This window comes from Streptomyces lincolnensis, from assembly GCF_021173675.1.
Classification (GTDB): domain Bacteria; phylum Actinomycetota; class Actinomycetes; order Streptomycetales; family Streptomycetaceae; genus Streptomyces; species Streptomyces lincolnensis_B.
Map to the genome: position 1 here is coordinate 36,215 of NZ_JAIHON010000002.1, position 17,043 is coordinate 53,257.

Consider the following 17,043-nt stretch of genomic DNA (forward strand, 5'->3'; position numbering starts at 1 on the left):
GCGGGCGCACCATGGGGGTATGGACAGTCAACGTCCCGTCGACGAGGTCGGTTCCCTGGCCGACGTGAGCCGCCCCGGGCGCGTCGCCGCCCCCGACGAGGCCATCAGTCATGAGGAACTCGCCCTCGCGGCCCGCAACCACGGCCTCCCCCTGGAGGCCCTGCGCTACGACGTGACCCCGCCCGGCCTGCACTACGTCCTGGTCCACTACGACATCCCGCCCGCCGACGCCGGCACCTGGACCCTCACGGTGGGCGGCCACGTGCGCACGCCCCTGGCCCTGGACCTGGCCGCCCTGCGCGCCCTCCCGCCGGTCACCCACCGCGTGACCATGGAGTGCGCCGGCAACGGCCGGGCCCGGCTCACCCCGCGTCCCGTCAGCCAGCCCTGGCTGGTGGAGGCGGTGGGCACGGCGGACTGGACCGGCGTCCCGCTGCGGACGCTGCTCGCCGAGGCCGGGGTCGCACCGGACGCCGTCGAGGCGGTCTTCACGGGGGCCGACCACGGCGTGGAGCGCGGGGTGGAGCAGGACTACCGGCGCAGCCTGTCGCTCGCGGACGCCACGGCGACCGATCCGGAGGTGCTGGTGGCCTACGCGATGAACGGCGCCCCGCTGCCGCCCCAGCACGGCCACCCGCTCCGGCTGGTCGTGCCCGGCTGGTACGGCATGGCCCACGTGAAGTGGCTGCACGACATCACCCTCACCGACACCCCGTTCACCGGATTCCAGCAGGCGGTGGCCTACCGGTACCGACAGGCGTCCGACGAACCGGGCGAACCGGTCACCCGTATCGCGCCCCGCGCCCTGTTGATCCCGCCCGGTTTCCCGGACTTCATGACCCGCACCCGGGTGGTACGCCCCGGCACGCTCCGGCTGGAGGGGCGCGCCTGGTCGGGCCGCGCGCCCGTCACCGAGGTCGAGATCAGCGCGGACGACGGCCACTCCTGGCAGGCCGCCGAACTCTCCGCGCCGGACGGGCACCCCTGGTCGTGGCGGCACTGGCAGGCCGACTGGACGGCGGCGCCGGGCACCCACACCCTGACGGCCCGCGCGACCGACGCCGAGGGCACGGTCCAGCCGCTCACCCAGCCCTGGAACCGGGGCGGCTTCGGCAACAACCTGGTCCAACGCGTCCCGGTGGTCTGCCTGTAGCCGCCGGACGAGATCCGTCAGGCGGCCGCCGCGCCGCGCGGTCGGCGGGTCGTCAGCCACACGCTCGCTCCCGGTACGACACGGACCTCGTGCGGCCGGGAGAACCCGTGGGGCAGCAGCAGGTCCGCGTGGTGGGCGGACAGCGCGATCGCCACGGCGGTCGTGTGCCCGGCGTCCACGGCACGCAGTCCGGGGGCCAGCAACTCGGCCACCACGCGCGGGTCCTGGACCTCCGGCCGGTCGGGCGCGGTGACGGTGACCAGCGTCCAGTGCGGTCCGTCCGGCCCGGCCGCTTGAAGCGCCGTCGACAGGACCGGGTGCTCCGGCGGGCAGACGTCGAGCTCACGGGAGAGCAGGCTCCGCCAGTGCGCGTCGGGAGGCTTGGTACCCGCGCCGATGCCGGGCGGCATCCAGATCCCGGCCGCGACGAGCGCGCCGTCCGTCCCCTCGGCCACCCACACCTGCCCGTCCTCCAGAGCGTGGTGGGCCAGCATCAGCCGCATGGCCCGCTGTGCCTGCTCCCAGTCCACGGCGGCACCGTCGGCCGCGGCGACCGACGGCCCGGACGGGACCGGGGGCGGGGCGAAGAGCCGTACGACAGCGGGTACGTCGACCAGTCCCGCCGCGCGCACGGCGGTCCGGGTGGGGAGGCGAAGGGTCGGGGTCGTCATGTTCGTGTTCGTCCTTTCACAGGGCCCGGCCCGCGCCGACGACGTCGACGGCGGCGGGGGTCAGTGTCTCGGCGGTGGGGCGCGGGACCGGCAGGCGGGGCAGGTCGTCGCCGTCGTACCGGCGCGGGTCGGGCCCGGCGGACCGGGGGCGGCTCAGCAGGGTGACACCGTGCACGGCCGCCACGGCTCCGGCGAGCGCCAGCACGGTACCGGTCTCGCCGTACCGGAAGCCCTCGCCGAGCAGGGCGATCCCGACGGCGGACGCGGTGACCGGATTGAGGAGGGTGAGCAGGGCCAGGGGACCGCCGAGGCCGCTGCGATACGCCTGCTGGGACAGCAGCAGCCCGCCCACGGCGAACCCGACCGTCAGGGCAGCCACCAGGGCCGTGCTCCAGGAGAACGTCGGTCCGACCACCAGCTTCTGCGCCAGTGTGGAGCCGACCCCGGAGGCGACACCGGAGGCCGCCGCGAACGCGAGCCCCTCCAGGGCGGAGTGCCGGGCGGCGAGGCGCACGAGGACGACGACGGCGGCGAGGGCGGCGAGCGCGACCCCGAGCATCTCTGCGGTGTGCAGGGTGTCGTCCGGGGCGCGGCCCGAGGCGGTGACGGTCAGCAGCGCGGTGAGCCCGGCCAGGGTGAGGGCCATGCCGTGCCACTGGGCGCGCGAGGTGCGCCGGCGGGCGACCAGCGAGCCCAGGGGCACGGCCACCACCAGACTCAGCGCCCCGAGCGGCTGCACCAGGGTCAGGGGTCCGTAGCGCAGGGCCACCACGTGCAGCAGCGCGCCCGTGGCGTTGAGGACCACCGACCACCACCACGTGCCGCGGGCCAGCGCGCCGCGCACCCCCGCGGTGTCCGCGGCGGTGCGTTCCTGGACCACGGCGGCCAGGGCGTAGCAGACCGCCGAGACCAGGGACAGGAGCACGGCGAGCAGGACCGGGGACACCACCATCACCCGCACTCCCTTCGATACGAAACGGTTTCGTACCGGTACGCTACGGCGCGCCTGAACGAAACGCAAGCGTTTCTTTGTCGAGGGGCGGGGATGCCGCTGGAGGAGCGGGGGACACCGCTAGAGCAGCGGAGGACGCCTCCACTCCTGGCCGAGGACGTGGTGGTCGAGGAAGTTCAGCATGGTCTCGTACAGGACGCGTATGTGGTTCGGTACGCCGATGTCGTGGCCCTCGTCCGGGAAGTACAGGAAGCGGACGGGCACGCCGAGCCGTCGCAGGTCGTTGTGGAACCCCAGCGCCTGGCCGGTCGGCACCCGGTGGTCCTCGCCCCCGTGCACGATCAGCACCGGTGTCGTCACCTTCGCCGCGTCGAGGTGCGGCGAGTCGGCCTCGTAGCGTTCCCGCTGGGTGCGCGGGTCACCGAAGAGCTTCCGGAAGTAGGCGGACATGTCCGTGTCCATCTGGAAGGCCTCCAGGTTCCACATCCCGCCGTGCGAGACGATCGCCCGGAAGCGGTCGGTCAGCGTCGCGGTGCGGGCGGCCAGGTAGCCCCCGAAGGACCAGCCGGCCATCGCCGTCCGGGCCGCGTCGAGGTCGGCGCGCCCCAGCGCCGCGTCCGTGAGCGCCATGACGTCCCGGTAGGGCACCTCGCCGAACCCGCCCAGCCCCCGTCGCTGCATGCGCTGCCCGTAGCCGGAGGACAGCGCGGGATCGGGCAGCAGTACCGCGTAACCGCGAGCCGTGAACGGCCACGGGTTCCACAGCCACGGCCAGTCGCTCCAGGAGCCCTGCGGTCCGCCGTGCGGGACGACGACCAGCGGTGCCGGGCGCTCGGCGGACGCGCCCTCGGGCAGAGCGAGCCAGGCGCGCAGGGGGCAGCCGTCCTCGGCCTCGGTGCGCACCTCGGTCAGGGTGCCGGGAAGGGGTTCGAGGCCACCGGCGGCCGTGAGGAAGACGGGTTCCTGGTCGGGCGCGGCGACGTCCAGCCGGACCACCCGGGGCGGGCCGTCGACGGCGCCGCGCAGGGCGTAGAGCGTGGTCGCGTCGGGCGTCACGCACAGCGAGCCGTAGGCGCCCAAGGCGGTGAGACGGGTGATCGTGCCGTCCGCGTCGCGGCGGAAGACCGGGCAGTGGCCCTGCTCGTCGCCCGTGAACCACAGGGTGCCGTCCCCGGGGAGCGGCGAGGGGAGCGGCCGGCCCGGCCACGGCCAGTTGTCGAAGCCCGGCAGGAGGTCGGTCTCCGCGCCGGAGGCCAGGTCGAACGCGACGAGCGTGACCCTCCACTCGGTGTCGTGCGTCTCCTCCCGCTGGCGCTGGCAGACGAGCGCCGAGCCGTCGGCGGTGAACACCGGGTGGTAGTACTGGTTTCCGGCCCGGGAGAAGACGTGGCGCTCGGCGCCCGTCACCGCGTCGGCGACCACCACGCAGTTCGTGTCCGGGGCCTGATCGGTCGGGGCCCGGGTGTAGGCCGCCAGCGAACCGTCCGGCGAGAGTGCCGTGTCTCCGTTCCCCGCGAGACCCTGGCCTCCGATGTCCATCGGGGCGCCGTCGGCATGCCGGACGAAGGTGTGCGGCTCGCCGTCGCCCCCGGCACGGACCGGTCCCGCCTCGTACAGCACGGCGTCGACCTTGGCGTCCTTCCGGGCCCGGCGCAGCCTGCCGTGCGACTCGGCATCGGTGGCGCCGGGCAGCAGGGCCGCGGTGTAGGCGACCGTGTCGGCGCCCGCGGCGACGGCGAAGGTGGCGATGCCGCTCGGGTGGTGGGCGATCCGGCGGGCCGCGCCGCGTTCCGGGAGTGCCCACAGCGCCACGTCCCCGGTGCCGCCCCGCTCGCCGGGGTCGCGGCCGGAGAGGAACATCAGGGTGCCGTCGGCGGCGAACGCCGGCGCGAAGTCGCCCGGACCGGACCCGGTGACCGGGCGGATCCCGTCGTCGCCGGCCCGGTCCACCTCCCACAACCCCGGCACGTATCCGGTGCCGTCGGCGTCGCTGGTCTGCCCGGAGGCGATCAGGCGTGTGCCGTCGGGCGCGAGGGCCAGGCCCGTCAGGCGTGGGTGCGTGGCGAACAGGTCATGGAACGCCGGGGTGTTGTGCTGGGCGGGTGTCATGGCGATCATCCTGGACAGCGCGCCCGCTCGGCGACAACCCAATACTCCGGTCGCACGGTATGCCGCCGTGACAGGTCACGAGAACAGGGCGTCCAGGTCCGGCTTCTTGTCGCCGAAGAGACCGTCCTTCTCGCTGAGCGAGGCCAGCTTCTCCAGCGAGGCCATGTCGACCTGTGCCGGCCAGCCGGGCAGCGTCAGCTTCTTCAGGACATCCCCACTGATCTTGGTGTAGGTGGTGAGAACCTGCCGTGCCTCGTCCGGATGGTCGGTGGCGTACCGCAGCGACTCGGTCATCGCCTCGGTGAACCGCTTCACCAGGTCGGGGTTCTGCTCGGTGAGCCGCGTGGAGGTGAAGTAGGTCGCCACTGTGAGCTTTGGGTCCGTCTCGGCGAACGGCGAGGCCACGACACGCGCCCCCTGCGCCTTGGCGATCGTCTGCGCGGGCTCGCCCATCCACGCGGCGTCCACCCGGCCGCCGTCCAGGGCGGCCGGCATCTGGTCGAAGGGGACCTCGACGAACCGCACGTCGGAGGGGTCGCCACCGGCCCGGCGAACCGACTCGCGCACCGTGGTGTCCCCGATGTTCTGAAGGGTGTTGACCGCGACCTTGCGCCCGGCGAGGTCCTTGGCGGACTTCACGGAGCTGTCCTTCTTGACCAGCAGACCGGTGACATCGCCCCCGACCTTGCCGTTGGACGCGGCGCCGTTGGCGACCGACTTGACCGGAATTCCCTTGACCTGGGCGACCATCAGGGACGTGGTGTTGCTGAACCCGAACTGGAACTGCCCGCTCACCACACCGGGGATGATCGCCGCGCCGCCCTGGGCGCTCACCATCTCCAGCTTGATGCCGCGACTTCCGAAGAACCCCTTGCGTTGTCCCAGATAGAGCGGCGCCACGTCGACGATGGGGATGATGCCGACCTTGACGGTGGTGGTTCCGTCGCCGCCCGAGGGTGACGAGGAGGCCGACCCCGAGTCGGACGATCCGCACGCGGTGGCGCCGACGGCGGTGATCAGCACTGCGGCGAGCCCGAGAACGCGTCTCTGCATCGGCTTCTCCACCCGACGGATGTTGTGCAGTTTCCTGACGGCCGCAATCTACACACCTCCCTTCCCGGTGTCAGTACCCCGCGCAAGGCCGGTGCGGCGGCCGCGACTTCACGGAACGCACACCGACCTTCATATGAGCTTTAGATTTCAAGCGCTACGCTCGACGGCAGTTCGAGTGGCGACGAGGCCCCCACGGCACCCGTCACTCGCCCCCCCCACAGGCACAGGAGACGCGCGTGCTCGACGGCGACGTAGTAGTGATCGGCGGCGGCTACGCGGGCGTCCGCGTGGCGAAACGACTGGACGCGACGGCCCGGGTGACGCTCGTGGACCGCAAGGACGTCTTCTTCCACCGCATCGCCTCCCTGCGCGCCGGAGTGCGCCCGGAATGGTCGGTCACCCCCTTCATCCCCTACGACCGGCTGCTGCGCGGCGGACGCGTCGTCACGGGCAAGGCGGTCCGCGTCGACACCGCCGAGCGGCAGGTGGTGCTCGCCACGGGGGAGCGGCTGCCGTACGACGTGGTGGTGATCGCGACCGGTGCCGACTATCCCGAACCCGCCCGCTTCGCCGGCACCATCGCCGAGGAGGCGGTGAAGTCCCTCGCCGGGCACCAGAGCGCCGTCGCCGCCGCCGAGCACGTCCTGGTCGTCGGCGGCGGGCCCTCCGGAGTGGAACTCAGCGCCGAGATCCGCCTGGCCCGGCCGGACGCCCGGGTCACCCTCGCCCACTCCGGGCCCGCGCTGCTCCACTCCACGGGCAGCGAGCGGGCCGGCCGCAAGGCGCGGGCCTGGCTGGAGTCCCACGACGTCGAGGTACGGCTCGACTCGTTCATGTCCCCCGGAAACGACTTCGGCACTTACCGCGACGCGCGCGGCACCGTGATCGCCGCGGACCTCTCCTTCTGGGCGACCGGCACCACGCCCAACACGCTCTGGCTGCGGCTGGGCGGCCACCGCGACTGGCTCAACCCGGCCGGACAGGTCAAGGTCGACCGGATGCTCAGGGTCGACGGATTCCCGAACGTCTTCGCCGTCGGCGACGTCAACGACGCCACCGAACTCAAGATCACCCCCGCCGCGCTCGCCCAGGCCGACCTGGCCGCCTTCAACATCCGCTCCTACCTCCAGAGCCCCGGCAGGCACCGCAAGGAGCCCCGCCTCTACCGGCCGGTCCACCGCACCCCGATCATCGTCCCGTTCGGCCCGGCCGACGGCATCACCCTGCTGCCCGTGCCCGGCGGCGAGAACGCGGTCCTCGGCGGCCGGACGGCCGTCCTGGCCAAGTCCAAGACCCTGATGACCCCGTACATGCGGCGGCAGCTCGGCTACACGGCCACCTGAGGGCTCCCGGCCGGCCCGGGAACCGGCCGCCGCATCGGTCAGGATTCGAGAAGCACCGGCGCCCCGGCCCCGCCTAGCGTGACGGGCATGGACATCACCCTGCACGCGAGCTTCCTCCCGCACGACGATCCCGAGGCCTCCCTCGCCTTCTACCGCGACCTGCTCGGCTTCGAGGTCCGCGGCGACGTCGCCCACGACGGCAAGCGCTGGATCACCGTCGGGCCCGCCGGGCAGCCAGGAACGTCCGTCGTCCTCGAACCACCGGGCACCGACCCGAGCGTCACCGACGTCGAACGCCGCACCATCGCCGAGATGATGGCCAAGGGCACCTTCGCGAGCCTCGTCCTGGCCACCCCCGACCTCGACGCCACCTTCGAACGCCTCCAGGCGGACGCCGAGGTCGTCCAGGAGCCGACGAAGCAACCCTGGGGCGTGCGCGACTGCGCCGTACGCGATCCCGCGGGCAACCTCATCCGCGTGCAGGAGCTGAGCTGACGCCCCGCACGACCGGAATCGGACATACCGCTCGCGCCATGGTTGGATCGAGCCACGCGTCGCCGACGGAGCCCGCGCGTACGGGCTCCGCCCAACCCGATGGAGACACGATGAGCAGGGCCGCGAGAACAGCCGGACAGTCGCCGACGATCCACGTCGCCGACAGTCACGACCTGATCCGTGTGCACGGAGCGCGGGAGAACAACCTCAAGGACGTGAGCATCGAGATCCCCAAGCGCCGGCTGACGGTGTTCACGGGCGTCTCGGGCTCCGGCAAGAGCTCGCTGGTGTTCAACACCATCGCCGCGGAGTCGCAGCGGCTGATCAACGAGACGTACAGCGCCTTCCTGCAGGGCTTCATGCCTACGCTGGCGCGGCCCGAGGTGGACGTCCTCGACGGTCTGACGACCGCGATCATCGTCGACCAGCAGCGGATGAGCGCCGACCCGCGCTCCACGGTCGGCACCGCCACCGACGCCAACGCGATGCTGCGGATCCTCTTCAGCCGCCTCGGCAGGCCGCACATCGGCCCGCCGAGCGCCTACTCCTTCAACACCGCCTCGGTGCGCGCCAGCGGCGCGATCACCGTCCAGCGCGGTGCCAAGACGAAGGCCGAGAGGGCGACCTTCGAACGCACCGGAGGGATGTGCACCCGCTGCGAGGGCCGCGGCACGGTCTCCGACATCGACCTCACCCAGCTCTACGACGACTCCAAGTCGATCGCCGAGGGCGCCTTCACCATCCCCGGCTGGAAGTCCGACAACGTCTGGACCGTCGGTCTGTACGCCCAGTCCGGCTTCCTCGACCCGGACAAGCCGATCCGCCGGTTCACCAAGAAGGAGATGCAGGACTTCCTCTACGGCGAGCCGACCAAGGTCAAGGTCAACGGCGTCAACCTCACCTACGAGGGGTTGATCCCGAAGATCCAGAAGTCGTTCCTGTCCAAGGACAAGGAGGCGATGCAGCCGCACATCCGGGCCTTCGTCGAGCGGGCGGTCACCTTCACCACCTGCCCCGACTGCGACGGCACCCGGCTCAGCGAGGGCGCCCGCACCTCGAAGATCGGCAAGGTCTCCATCGCCGACGCCTGCGCGATGGAGATCAGGGACCTGGCCGAGTGGGTCCGCGGACTGAAGGAGCCGTCGGTGCTGCCGCTGCTCACCGCGCTCCAGCAGACCCTCGACTCCTTCACCGAGATCGGCCTCGGCTACCTCGCGCTCGACCGGCCCTCGGGCTCGCTCTCGGGCGGTGAGGCGCAGCGCGTGAAGATGATCCGCCACCTCGGCTCCTCGCTCACCGACACCACGTACGTCTTCGACGAGCCCACCATCGGTCTGCACCCGCACGACATCCAGCGGATGAACGACCTGCTGCTGCGGCTGCGGGACAAGGGCAACACGGTGCTCGTGGTCGAGCACAAGCCGGAGACGATCGTCATCGCCGACCACGTCGTGGACCTCGGCCCCGGCGCCGGCACGGCGGGCGGCACCGTCTGCTTCGAGGGCACCGTCGAGGGGCTGCGGGCCGCCGGCACCATCACCGGGCGCCACTTCGACGACCGGTCCGCCCTCAAGGAGACGGTGCGCAAGCCCACCGGCGCCCTGGAGATCCGGGGCGCGGCCAAGCACAACCTCCAGAACGTCGACGTCGACATTCCGCTCGGGGTGCTCTGCGTGGTCACCGGTGTCGCCGGTTCCGGCAAGAGCTCGCTCGTCCACGGCTCGGTGCCCGCCTCGGAGGGTGTGGTGGCGGTGGACCAGACACCGATCCGCGGCTCGCGACGGAGCAACCCGGCGACGTACACCGGCCTGCTCGACCCGATCCGCAAGGCCTTCGCCAAGGTCAACGGCGTGAAGCCGGCGCTGTTCAGCGCCAACTCCGAGGGCGCCTGCCCCACCTGCAACGGCGCGGGCGTCATCTACGTCGATCTGGGGATGATGGCCGGCGTCGACACCCCCTGCGAGGACTGCGAGGGCAAGCGGTTCCAGCCCGCAGTCCTCGAGTACCGTCTCGGCGGCCGCGACATCAGCGAGGTGCTGGCGATGTCGGTGACCGAGGCCGAGGCCTTCTTCGCGGACGGCGAGGCGGCCACCCCGGCCGCGCACCGGATCCTCACCCGGCTCTCCGACGTGGGGCTCGGCTACCTCAGCCTCGGCCAGCCGCTCACCACCCTCTCCGGTGGCGAGCGGCAGCGGCTGAAGCTGGCCACCCACATGGCGGAGAAGGGTGGCGTCTACGTCCTGGACGAGCCGACCACGGGTCTGCACCTCGCCGACGTCGAGCATCTGCTCGGGCTGCTCGACCGGCTGGTCGACTCCGGGAAGTCGGTCATCGTCATCGAGCACCACCAGGCCGTCATGGCGCACGCCGACTGGATCATCGACCTCGGCCCCGGTGCCGGTCACGACGGCGGCCGGATCGTCTTCGAGGGCACCCCGGCCGACCTGGTCGCCGCGCGCTCCACCCTCACGGGGGAGCATCTGGCGGATTACGTCGGGGCTTGAGCGAGGACGGGATGGGGTGCCGTACGCCTATGGGGGTGCCTCGTGCGGTCGTAGGGCGGCTGCAGGCCCGTTGTGGCTGGTCGCGCCCGCGCGGCGGAGCCGCAAATCGACACAGCCCCGCGCCCCTTGGGTGAGGCCGTCGGCCGGTGATGGGAGTGGCCGCCCACGGCGGTGAGGGGGCGTGCCGGGGAGAGGGGCCGGTCGCTCCCCGGCATCCGCGGACGCCCTACAGTCCGTCCGCCACCATGGCGGCGACGATCCGGACGTGACGGTCGGCGTTGGTGTTCGAGAACTCGTTGTCGTAGTTCAGGCCGTAGGGCCAGAAGTGCCCGCCGCCGGTGGAGATCTTGGCGCTGGAGCCGTCGTACTGCCGGACCAGTGCCGTGGCCTGCCCGCCGGTCCAGGTGCCGCTGGAGCCGAGGCGTGACCAACCGGAGCTGGTGCCCACGCCGATGGTGTGGGCGATCTCGTGCAGGGCCGTCCGCTCGTTCATGTAGCTGCGGTTGCTGCCGAAGCGGATCGTGCCGTTGATGTTGCCGTCGGCGGTGGGCACGCCCGGGACGTACTGGACGGTGATGCTCTTGCCCAGGTCGCTGAGGTTGTTGTAGCGGGCGACGGCGGCGTTCATGGCCGACGTGATCTGGTTGTACGCCGACTGCTGGTCGGCGGTGGGGTTCGCGGCCCGCTGCAGGGTCCAGGTGATGCTGGCCGCGGCCACCCGGGTCTGCGGCGGGGACGCGGGGGCGGGCTGCGGAGCGGCCTGGGCGATGCCGGGCCCGGCGAGCAGAACGGCTGCCAGCGCGGCCACGGTCGCTGTGTGACGCATGGGTCCTCCTGTGGGGGGTGGGTCGTCGAACGTGGGGTTGACGAGCAAGAGGCGCCAGCCGAAGGATCGCACATCGTTCGAAACCTCGAACGAGCATGACCATGTCACGCCTTGGGCGCTCCTGAAGCCGGTGTCGGCAAGTATCCAGTCGCGAAGTCGGACGTCAAGACTTCTTGCATACAACGCCCTGACGGGGAGGTGTTTTGCCCCCACTCGCTCCTCATCTGCCCATGGACTGCCCGCCGTTGACGACCGGCGCCCCCTTCAGTGGGAAGTGGCACGCGGCCGTGTGAAGTGCGGTTGCGAGCGGGAAGTCAGGAAGGGGTGCGGTTTCGGCGCAGATGTCCTCCGCCCGCCAGCACCGCGTCCGGAACCTGCATCCCGACGGCGGATCGGCCGGTGAGGGGATCTCGCCGGCGAGGACGATCCGCTCCCGCTTCGCCCCGGCGCCGGACACCGGAACGGGGGCCGCCGACAGGAGCGCGGCCGTGTACGGGTGGTACGGCCGCTCGAAGACCTCCTCGGCCGGCCCCGACTCGACGATCCCGCCCAGGTACATCACGGCGACACGGTCGGCCACGTGCCGCACCACGGACAGGTCGTGCGAGATGAACACGTACGACAGACCCAGCTCGTCCCGGAGATCCCCCAGCAGGTTGAGCACCTGGGCCTGCACCGACAGATCCAGCGCGGAGACCGGCTCGTCACAGACGACGACCTCGGGGTCCAGGGCCAGCGCGCGGGCGATCCCGATCCGCTGGCGCTGCCCTCCCGAGAACTCCTGCGGATAGCGGCGCGCGTCGGAGGCGCGCAGCCCGACCATCTCCAGCAACTCGCCCACCCGCGCTGCGCGTTGTCGAGGGGGCACCAGATCGCGGTGGGTGAGCCAGGGCTCCCCGATCAGATCGGCCGCGCACATCCGGGGATTGAGCGAGCCGAACGGATCCTGGAAGACCATCTGCACCTTGCGGCGCCAGGCCAGCAGCCGCGCCCCCGACAGTGTGAAGGGATCGACCCCGTCGAACCGAATCGTGCCCGCGTCGGGACGCTCCAGCATCAGCAGCATTCTGGCCAGCGTGGACTTCCCGCAGCCGGACTCGCCGACCAGGCCGAGGGTCTCCCCGCGCCCCAGCCGCAGGTCGACCCCGTCGACCGCGCGCAGCCTGGTGCCGCCCCTCGCGGTGCGCGGTACCGCGAAGCTCTTGGTCAGGCCGGTGGCCTCCAGCAGCGTTGCGGGCTCAGGCATCGGCGAGCTCCTTCCCGAAGTGACAGGCGGCGGCACGGTCGGCGCCGGTCGGGGACAGCGTCGGCGGACGCGTGGCGCACACCTCGCGTGCCATCGGACAGCGCGTACGGAAGGCGCAACCGGCCGGCACGGACCGGGGATCCGGCGGGCTCCCGGGGATCGAGTTCAGCCGGCCGCCCTTGTGCTGCTCGGCCGGGACCGACTCCAACAGGCCCCGGGTGTAGGGGTGGTTGGGCTTGGCGAACACCCTGGCCACGGGGCCCGTCTCCACGACCGCCCCCGCGTACATCACCGCGACCCGGTCCGCGTGATCGGCGACGAGGCCCAGGTCGTGGGTGATGAGCACCAGGGCCATCCGCTGCTCACCGCGCAGTTCGCCGAGGAGGTCCATGATCTGGGCCTGCACGGTGACGTCCAGTGCCGTCGTCGGCTCGTCCGCGAGCAGCACCCTGGGACGCAGCGCGACCGCCATCGCGATCAGCAGCCGCTGCCGCATCCCTCCGGAGAACTGGTGCGGGTAGGCCCCTGCCCGTGAGCGCGCCTCCGGGATGCCGACCCGCTCCATCAGCCGCACCGCCTCGGCCCGCGCGGCGCGCCGGGACATCCGCTCATGGATGCGGAACGGTTCGGCGAGCTGCGCCCCGACCGTCTGCACGGGGTTGAGCGCGCTGAGGGCGTCCTGGAAGACGATCCCCACGCCGGGTCCGGCGAGCCTGCGCCTGGCCCGTCCGGTCAGCGTGAGCAGGTTCTCACCGCCCAACCGGGCCTGTCCGCCCACGACTTCGGCGGCCGGGTCGAGCAGTCCCGCGACCGCGTGCGCGGTCATGCTCTTGCCGCACCCGGACTCGCCCAGCAGGGCCAGCGTCTCGCCGAACCGCACGGAGAAGCTCACGCCACGCACGACCGCGGCCGGTCCGGCGGGGGTGTGGACGTCGACGCAGAGGCTCTCGACCGCCAGGGCGTCGGACCGCGTGCTCTCGGACGGCGGTGTGACGGTGGCCGTGCCGTCGTGCGTGACGTCCCGGTCGCGGCTGTCGTGCGTGACGTCCCGGTCCCGGTGGCTGTCCTGCGCCACGGCTCGGTCCTGGTCCGGGGCTGGCGACTGGAGCCCCTCGTCCGGGACCGGGGCGTCGGCGACGGCGCCGCCGGCCTTCGCCCGTACGCGCCGCCCGCCGCCGCGCAGTCCGCGCCGCCATCGCTGCCCGGGATCGGTCGACAGCCGGGCCCACGCCGCGAGGACGGTCGCCGACACCGTGGTGACGACGATGGCGAGACCGGGGAAGACCGCGATCCACCACGCGCTGCGCAGTTCCTGCCGCCCCTGGGCCACCATCAACCCCCAGCTCACGTCCGGCGGTTGGATGCCGATGCCCAGGAAGCTCAGCGAGGACTCCGTCAGCATCACGAAGCAGAAGTCGAGCGCGGCGACGGTGAGCAGGGTCGGCAGGACCGAGGGGGCCACATGGCGGCGGATGGACGCCCAGCCGCCGGTGCCGAAGGTGCGCGCCGCGTCCATGAACAACCGGCTGCGCAGCTCGGCGGACTCGGCTCGCGCGGTGCGCAGATAGACGGGGATCCGGGCGACGGCGAGCACCAGGACGAGAGCGGCGACGCTCGGCGAGAAGACGTAGAGCACGACCACGGCCAGCAGCAGCGAGGGGAAGCTGAGGATCACATCGGCCACCCGCAGGGACACGCTCTCGCGCCAACCGCCGTGAAAACCCGCCCACATGCCCCACAGCGAGCCGACGACCAGCGAGCACAGCACGGCGGGCACGGCCACGGACATCGTCGTGCTCGCCGCCGCGATCATCCGCGCCGCGACCGGCCGTCCCAGGGAGTCGCTGCCGAGCACGTAGGCCCAGCCGTGCTCCAGGCTGAACGGCTCGCGTCCGGGATCGCGCAGGTTCTGCCGCGTGGCCAGATCCCCGACGAGCAGGGGACCCAGTACGGCACACAGCGCGACCACGACCAGCACCAGGGCCGCCGCGAAGGCGAACCGGTCCTGGAGGAGCAGCGCGAGCCACCGGTGCCGTGATCCCGGCCGACCGGATGCCACGGCGGTCCCGCGTTCCTTGTCCGTCCCGAGCATGTCGCCTCCTTGACTCACGCCGCCGCCCGCAGTCGCACACGTGGGTCGAGCAGTGCGTGACAGACGTCCACCAGGATGTTGAGCGCGAAGATCGCCAGCGCGGTCACCAGCACGGCGGCCTGGAGCACCGCGAAGTCCCGCTGAAGCACCGAGTCGATCATGAGCTTGCCGATGCCGGGCCAGCCGAAGATGGTCTCCACGACGACGGCGCCGTTGACGAGGCCCACGGCGAGGTCGCCCGCGACGGTGAGCACCGGTGCGGCGGCGTTGCGCAGGGCGTGCCCGAAGACCACCCGCGCCTCCGAGGCGCCCTTGCCGCGCGCCACCTTGACGTAGGGGGCGGACAGCGCGGAGACCATGGCCCCGCGCACCACCTGGACGAGCACGCCGAAGGGGCGGATCAGCAGGGTGGCCACGGGCAGGATCCAGGCCGCGCCGCCGTTCGTGCCGGAGGTGGGCAGCCAGCCCAGCGTCACCGCGAAGACCAGCACGCCCATGATCGCGAACCAGAAGTCGGGGACGCTGGCCGCAGTCGAGGACAGGAAGCTCGCGATCCGGTCGGTCGCCGAGTTGGGGCGGTAGGCCGCCACGCTGCCGATCACCACGGCGCCCACGAGAGCGAGCAGCATCGTCCACCCCGCCAGCTGGAGCGTGGCGGGGAAGGCGCGCAGCACCGCCTCGGCGGCCGGTTGAGCGGTACGCAGCGACTCGCCGAAGTCGAGCCGCGCGACCTGCGCCAGATAGTCCCCGAACTGGGTGACCAGCGGTTGGTCGAAGCCGTTGCGGGCGGCGAAGTCGGCCCGCATCTCGGGGGTCGCGCTGAGCGGGAGGTAGAGGTTGGCGGGATCCCCGGTGAGGCGGGCCAGGAAGAACACCCCGAGGACCACGACCAGCAGGGGGACGACACTGGAGAGCGCGCGGCGGCGCAGCATGGTGAACATCGGCCGGTTCCTCCCTCAGTCCGCGCGGCGCATGTCGGCGAGCCGCATCTCGTCGTTGGTCGCCGAGTCCGGCCGGTAGCGGACACCGGGGGAGAGGGCCAGGATGCCGGTCATGTTGGCCATCACGGCGTCCCGGACGACCTCGTCGTTCTGCAGGGCGAAGGCCCGCGCGAACGCCCTCTGCCGCTCGTCTCCGGAGGCGAGCTGGGCCTTGTCGATCGCCGCGTCCAGCGCGGGCGTGCCGTAGCTGCTCTGGGCGCCCTCGCTGCCGTAGATCTGCTCCATGGTGAAGGCGGCGTCGCCGGCCTGGTTGCCGTGCTGGGCCTGGAGGAGGGTGGGACCCGCGTTCTTGGGGAAGGGCCTGAGCAGGTATTCCAGCCAGGCGTTGACGTCGAGCATCTTGATCTCGACCTTCAGTCCGGCCTTCAGCAGGCCGTCCTGCACGACCTCCATGGCCTCGGCGGCCTTCGGGTAGATGCCGTTGCGGCCGATGATCGTGACGGTGGTGCCGGTCGGCACACCGTCGGCGCGGGCCTGTGCCACCAGCTCCTTGGCCCGCTCCGGGTCGTACCGCCACGGTCCGATCCGCGGGTTGTAGCCCGTGACGCCCTTCGACACGAGCTGTCCGCTGGGCCGGCCCGCGAAGACCGCGGTGACCAGGCCCTCCCTGTCGATGGCGTAGTTGACGGCCTGTCGGATCCTGATGTCGTTCAGGGGCGCCCTGGTGGCGTCCATGCGCAGGTAGGAGACCTCGTTGGTGACGAACTCGACGGCCCGGTCACCCGCTCCGTCCTCGGGGGCGAGCCCGATGGCGACGTCCGCCTCGTCGTTGGTGACCATGGCCGCGCGCACGCTGCCCTCGGCCCGCCACACGTACTTGGCCGCCGCGTAGTCCGGCGCCTCGCCCCAGTAGCCGGCGTAGCGCTTGAGCCGGAGGAAACGGCCCTGGCTCCATTCGTCGATCCGGTACGGACCGGTGCCGACCGGTTCGCGCACCCGGGCCTTCGGGTTGGTGCTCGTCGGCACGACCTCGACGAAGGACAGCCGCAGGGGCAGGATCGGGTCCGGCTCGGCCGTGGTGACCACCAGGGTCGAGTCGTCCACGGCGCGGGCGGTGGCCTCGCTGTCGCTGAAGATGTAGCCGTCGACGTTGCACTCGATGGCCGAATCGGTCGCCCGCCGGATCGAGAACGCGGCCGCGGCGGCCGTGAAGGCCGAACCGTCGTGGAAGGTGACCCCCCGGCGGAGCGTGAAGGTCCATGAAGTGGCCGACGTACGCGTCCACTTGACGGCCAGCGCCGGCTCCAGCCGGCCGGTGGAGGGATCCCGCTCGGTGAGTGCCTCCGTGATGTTGGCCCGGGTCACCCGGCCGGTCGCGGTCAGCGAGGCGTCGCAGGGCTCCAGGGTCGGCGGCTCCTCGGGCAGGACGACGCGCAGGGTGTCCGGACCTTCCCCGATGGGGTCGGCGCCGGCGACCGAACAGGCGGATCCGGCCAGGAGCGCGAGAGCGGACAGGAACACGCCCGTCGCGCGCTTCGGGCGGCGACGGGCGGTCGAACGAGTACGCAGTGGGCCCGGACCTGTCACTGTGCCTCCAGATCGCGTCCATAACGGAGAACCACGTTTAGATATGTGGACGCACTGTCATTATGTGGTCG

Annotated in this window: 13 protein-coding genes; 4 read left to right on the plus strand and 9 right to left on the minus strand. The window is 72.0% G+C overall.

The features are described 5' to 3' along the window. The first annotated feature begins 19 nt into the window (after window positions 1-19). Window positions 20-1,153, plus strand: coding sequence for a sulfite oxidase (locus K4B79_RS03765; protein ID WP_232024793.1), 1,134 nt, complete (start codon window positions 20-22; stop codon window positions 1,151-1,153). A 17-nt stretch (window positions 1,154-1,170) separates the two neighbouring features. Here the strand turns inward: K4B79_RS03765 and K4B79_RS03770 are convergent, their stop codons facing one another. The 4 genes from K4B79_RS03770 to K4B79_RS03785 all read right to left on the minus strand — a co-directional run bounded on the left by K4B79_RS03770 (window position 1,171) and on the right by K4B79_RS03785 (window position 5,938). Beyond that, the gene (locus tag K4B79_RS03770; RefSeq protein ID WP_232024794.1) at window positions 1,171-1,824 is read right to left on the minus strand and encodes a hypothetical protein; all 654 of its coding nucleotides are present in this window, start codon (window positions 1,822-1,824) and stop codon (window positions 1,171-1,173) included. Window positions 1,825-1,840: 16 nt separating this feature from the next. After that, window positions 1,841-2,776 (minus strand): DMT family transporter, encoded by a 936-nt coding sequence (locus K4B79_RS03775; protein ID WP_269463083.1) that lies wholly within the window; start codon window positions 2,774-2,776, stop codon window positions 1,841-1,843. A gap of 120 nt (window positions 2,777-2,896) precedes the next feature. Further along, entirely contained in the window at window positions 2,897-4,885 is a 1,989-nt protein-coding gene (locus K4B79_RS03780) for a S9 family peptidase (protein ID WP_232024795.1), read from the minus strand. Between the two features lie 75 nt (window positions 4,886-4,960). Continuing rightward, on the minus strand, window positions 4,961-5,938 hold the full coding sequence (locus K4B79_RS03785) for an ABC transporter substrate-binding protein (protein WP_232024796.1): 978 nt from the start codon (window positions 5,936-5,938) through the stop codon (window positions 4,961-4,963). 236 nt (window positions 5,939-6,174) lie between these two features. Here K4B79_RS03785 and K4B79_RS03790 point away from each other — a divergent pair, with 236 nt between their 5' ends. The 3 genes from K4B79_RS03790 (at window position 6,175) to K4B79_RS03800 (ending at window position 10,280) form a co-directional block, all read left to right on the plus strand. Further along, entirely contained in the window at window positions 6,175-7,281 is a 1,107-nt protein-coding gene (locus K4B79_RS03790) for an NAD(P)/FAD-dependent oxidoreductase (RefSeq protein WP_232024797.1), read from the plus strand. A gap of 87 nt (window positions 7,282-7,368) precedes the next feature. Further along, complete coding sequence (locus K4B79_RS03795) at window positions 7,369-7,776, plus strand: VOC family protein (RefSeq protein ID WP_232024798.1); 408 nt, start codon at window positions 7,369-7,371, stop codon at window positions 7,774-7,776. 110 nt (window positions 7,777-7,886) lie between these two features. Next, window positions 7,887-10,280, plus strand: coding sequence for an ATP-binding cassette domain-containing protein (locus K4B79_RS03800; RefSeq protein WP_232024799.1), 2,394 nt, complete (start codon window positions 7,887-7,889; stop codon window positions 10,278-10,280). 226 nt (window positions 10,281-10,506) lie between these two features. On the opposite strand, the gene K4B79_RS03805 is transcribed toward K4B79_RS03800, so the two are convergent. From K4B79_RS03805 to K4B79_RS03825, 5 genes are all read right to left on the minus strand, one after another. Further along, window positions 10,507-11,106 (minus strand): hypothetical protein, encoded by a 600-nt coding sequence (locus tag K4B79_RS03805; RefSeq protein ID WP_232024800.1) that lies wholly within the window; start codon window positions 11,104-11,106, stop codon window positions 10,507-10,509. Window positions 11,107-11,326: 220 nt separating this feature from the next. Continuing rightward, window positions 11,327-12,352, minus strand: coding sequence for an ABC transporter ATP-binding protein (locus K4B79_RS03810; protein WP_232024801.1), 1,026 nt, complete (start codon window positions 12,350-12,352; stop codon window positions 11,327-11,329). Then, complete coding sequence (locus K4B79_RS03815) at window positions 12,345-14,444, minus strand: dipeptide/oligopeptide/nickel ABC transporter permease/ATP-binding protein (protein ID WP_232024802.1); 2,100 nt, start codon at window positions 14,442-14,444, stop codon at window positions 12,345-12,347. The genes K4B79_RS03810 and K4B79_RS03815 overlap by 8 nt, the downstream gene beginning before the upstream one ends. Window positions 14,445-14,458: 14 nt before the next feature. Further along, window positions 14,459-15,385: an ABC transporter permease gene (locus K4B79_RS03820; RefSeq protein ID WP_232024803.1), complete on the minus strand. Its 927-nt coding sequence runs from the start codon at window positions 15,383-15,385 to the stop codon at window positions 14,459-14,461. Between the two features lie 15 nt (window positions 15,386-15,400). Beyond that, complete coding sequence (locus K4B79_RS03825; protein ID WP_232024804.1) at window positions 15,401-16,906, minus strand: ABC transporter substrate-binding protein; 1,506 nt, start codon at window positions 16,904-16,906, stop codon at window positions 15,401-15,403. Window positions 16,907-17,043: the final 137 nt, after the last annotated feature.

Excerpts from the sequence above, each read along its gene's own strand:
- K4B79_RS03805 (WP_232024800.1), bottom strand. The coding sequence starts at position 11,106 with ATGCGTCACACAGCGACCGTGGCCGCGCTGGCAGCCGTTCTGCTCGCC.
- K4B79_RS03765 (WP_232024793.1), top strand. The coding sequence starts at position 20 with ATGGACAGTCAACGTCCCGTCGACGAGGTCGGTTCCCTGGCCGACGTG.
- K4B79_RS03775 (WP_269463083.1), bottom strand. The coding sequence starts at position 2,776 with ATGGTGGTGTCCCCGGTCCTGCTCGCCGTGCTCCTGTCCCTGGTCTCG.
- K4B79_RS03770 (WP_232024794.1), bottom strand. The coding sequence starts at position 1,824 with ATGACGACCCCGACCCTTCGCCTCCCCACCCGGACCGCCGTGCGCGCG.
- K4B79_RS03810 (WP_232024801.1), bottom strand. The coding sequence starts at position 12,352 with ATGCCTGAGCCCGCAACGCTGCTGGAGGCCACCGGCCTGACCAAGAGC.
- K4B79_RS03820 (WP_232024803.1), bottom strand. The coding sequence starts at position 15,385 with ATGTTCACCATGCTGCGCCGCCGCGCGCTCTCCAGTGTCGTCCCCCTG.
- K4B79_RS03795 (WP_232024798.1), top strand. The coding sequence starts at position 7,369 with ATGGACATCACCCTGCACGCGAGCTTCCTCCCGCACGACGATCCCGAG.
- K4B79_RS03780 (WP_232024795.1), bottom strand. The coding sequence starts at position 4,885 with ATGACACCCGCCCAGCACAACACCCCGGCGTTCCATGACCTGTTCGCC.
- K4B79_RS03800 (WP_232024799.1), top strand. The coding sequence starts at position 7,887 with ATGAGCAGGGCCGCGAGAACAGCCGGACAGTCGCCGACGATCCACGTC.
- K4B79_RS03815 (WP_232024802.1), bottom strand. The coding sequence starts at position 14,444 with ATGCTCGGGACGGACAAGGAACGCGGGACCGCCGTGGCATCCGGTCGG.
- K4B79_RS03785 (WP_232024796.1), bottom strand. The coding sequence starts at position 5,938 with ATGCAGAGACGCGTTCTCGGGCTCGCCGCAGTGCTGATCACCGCCGTC.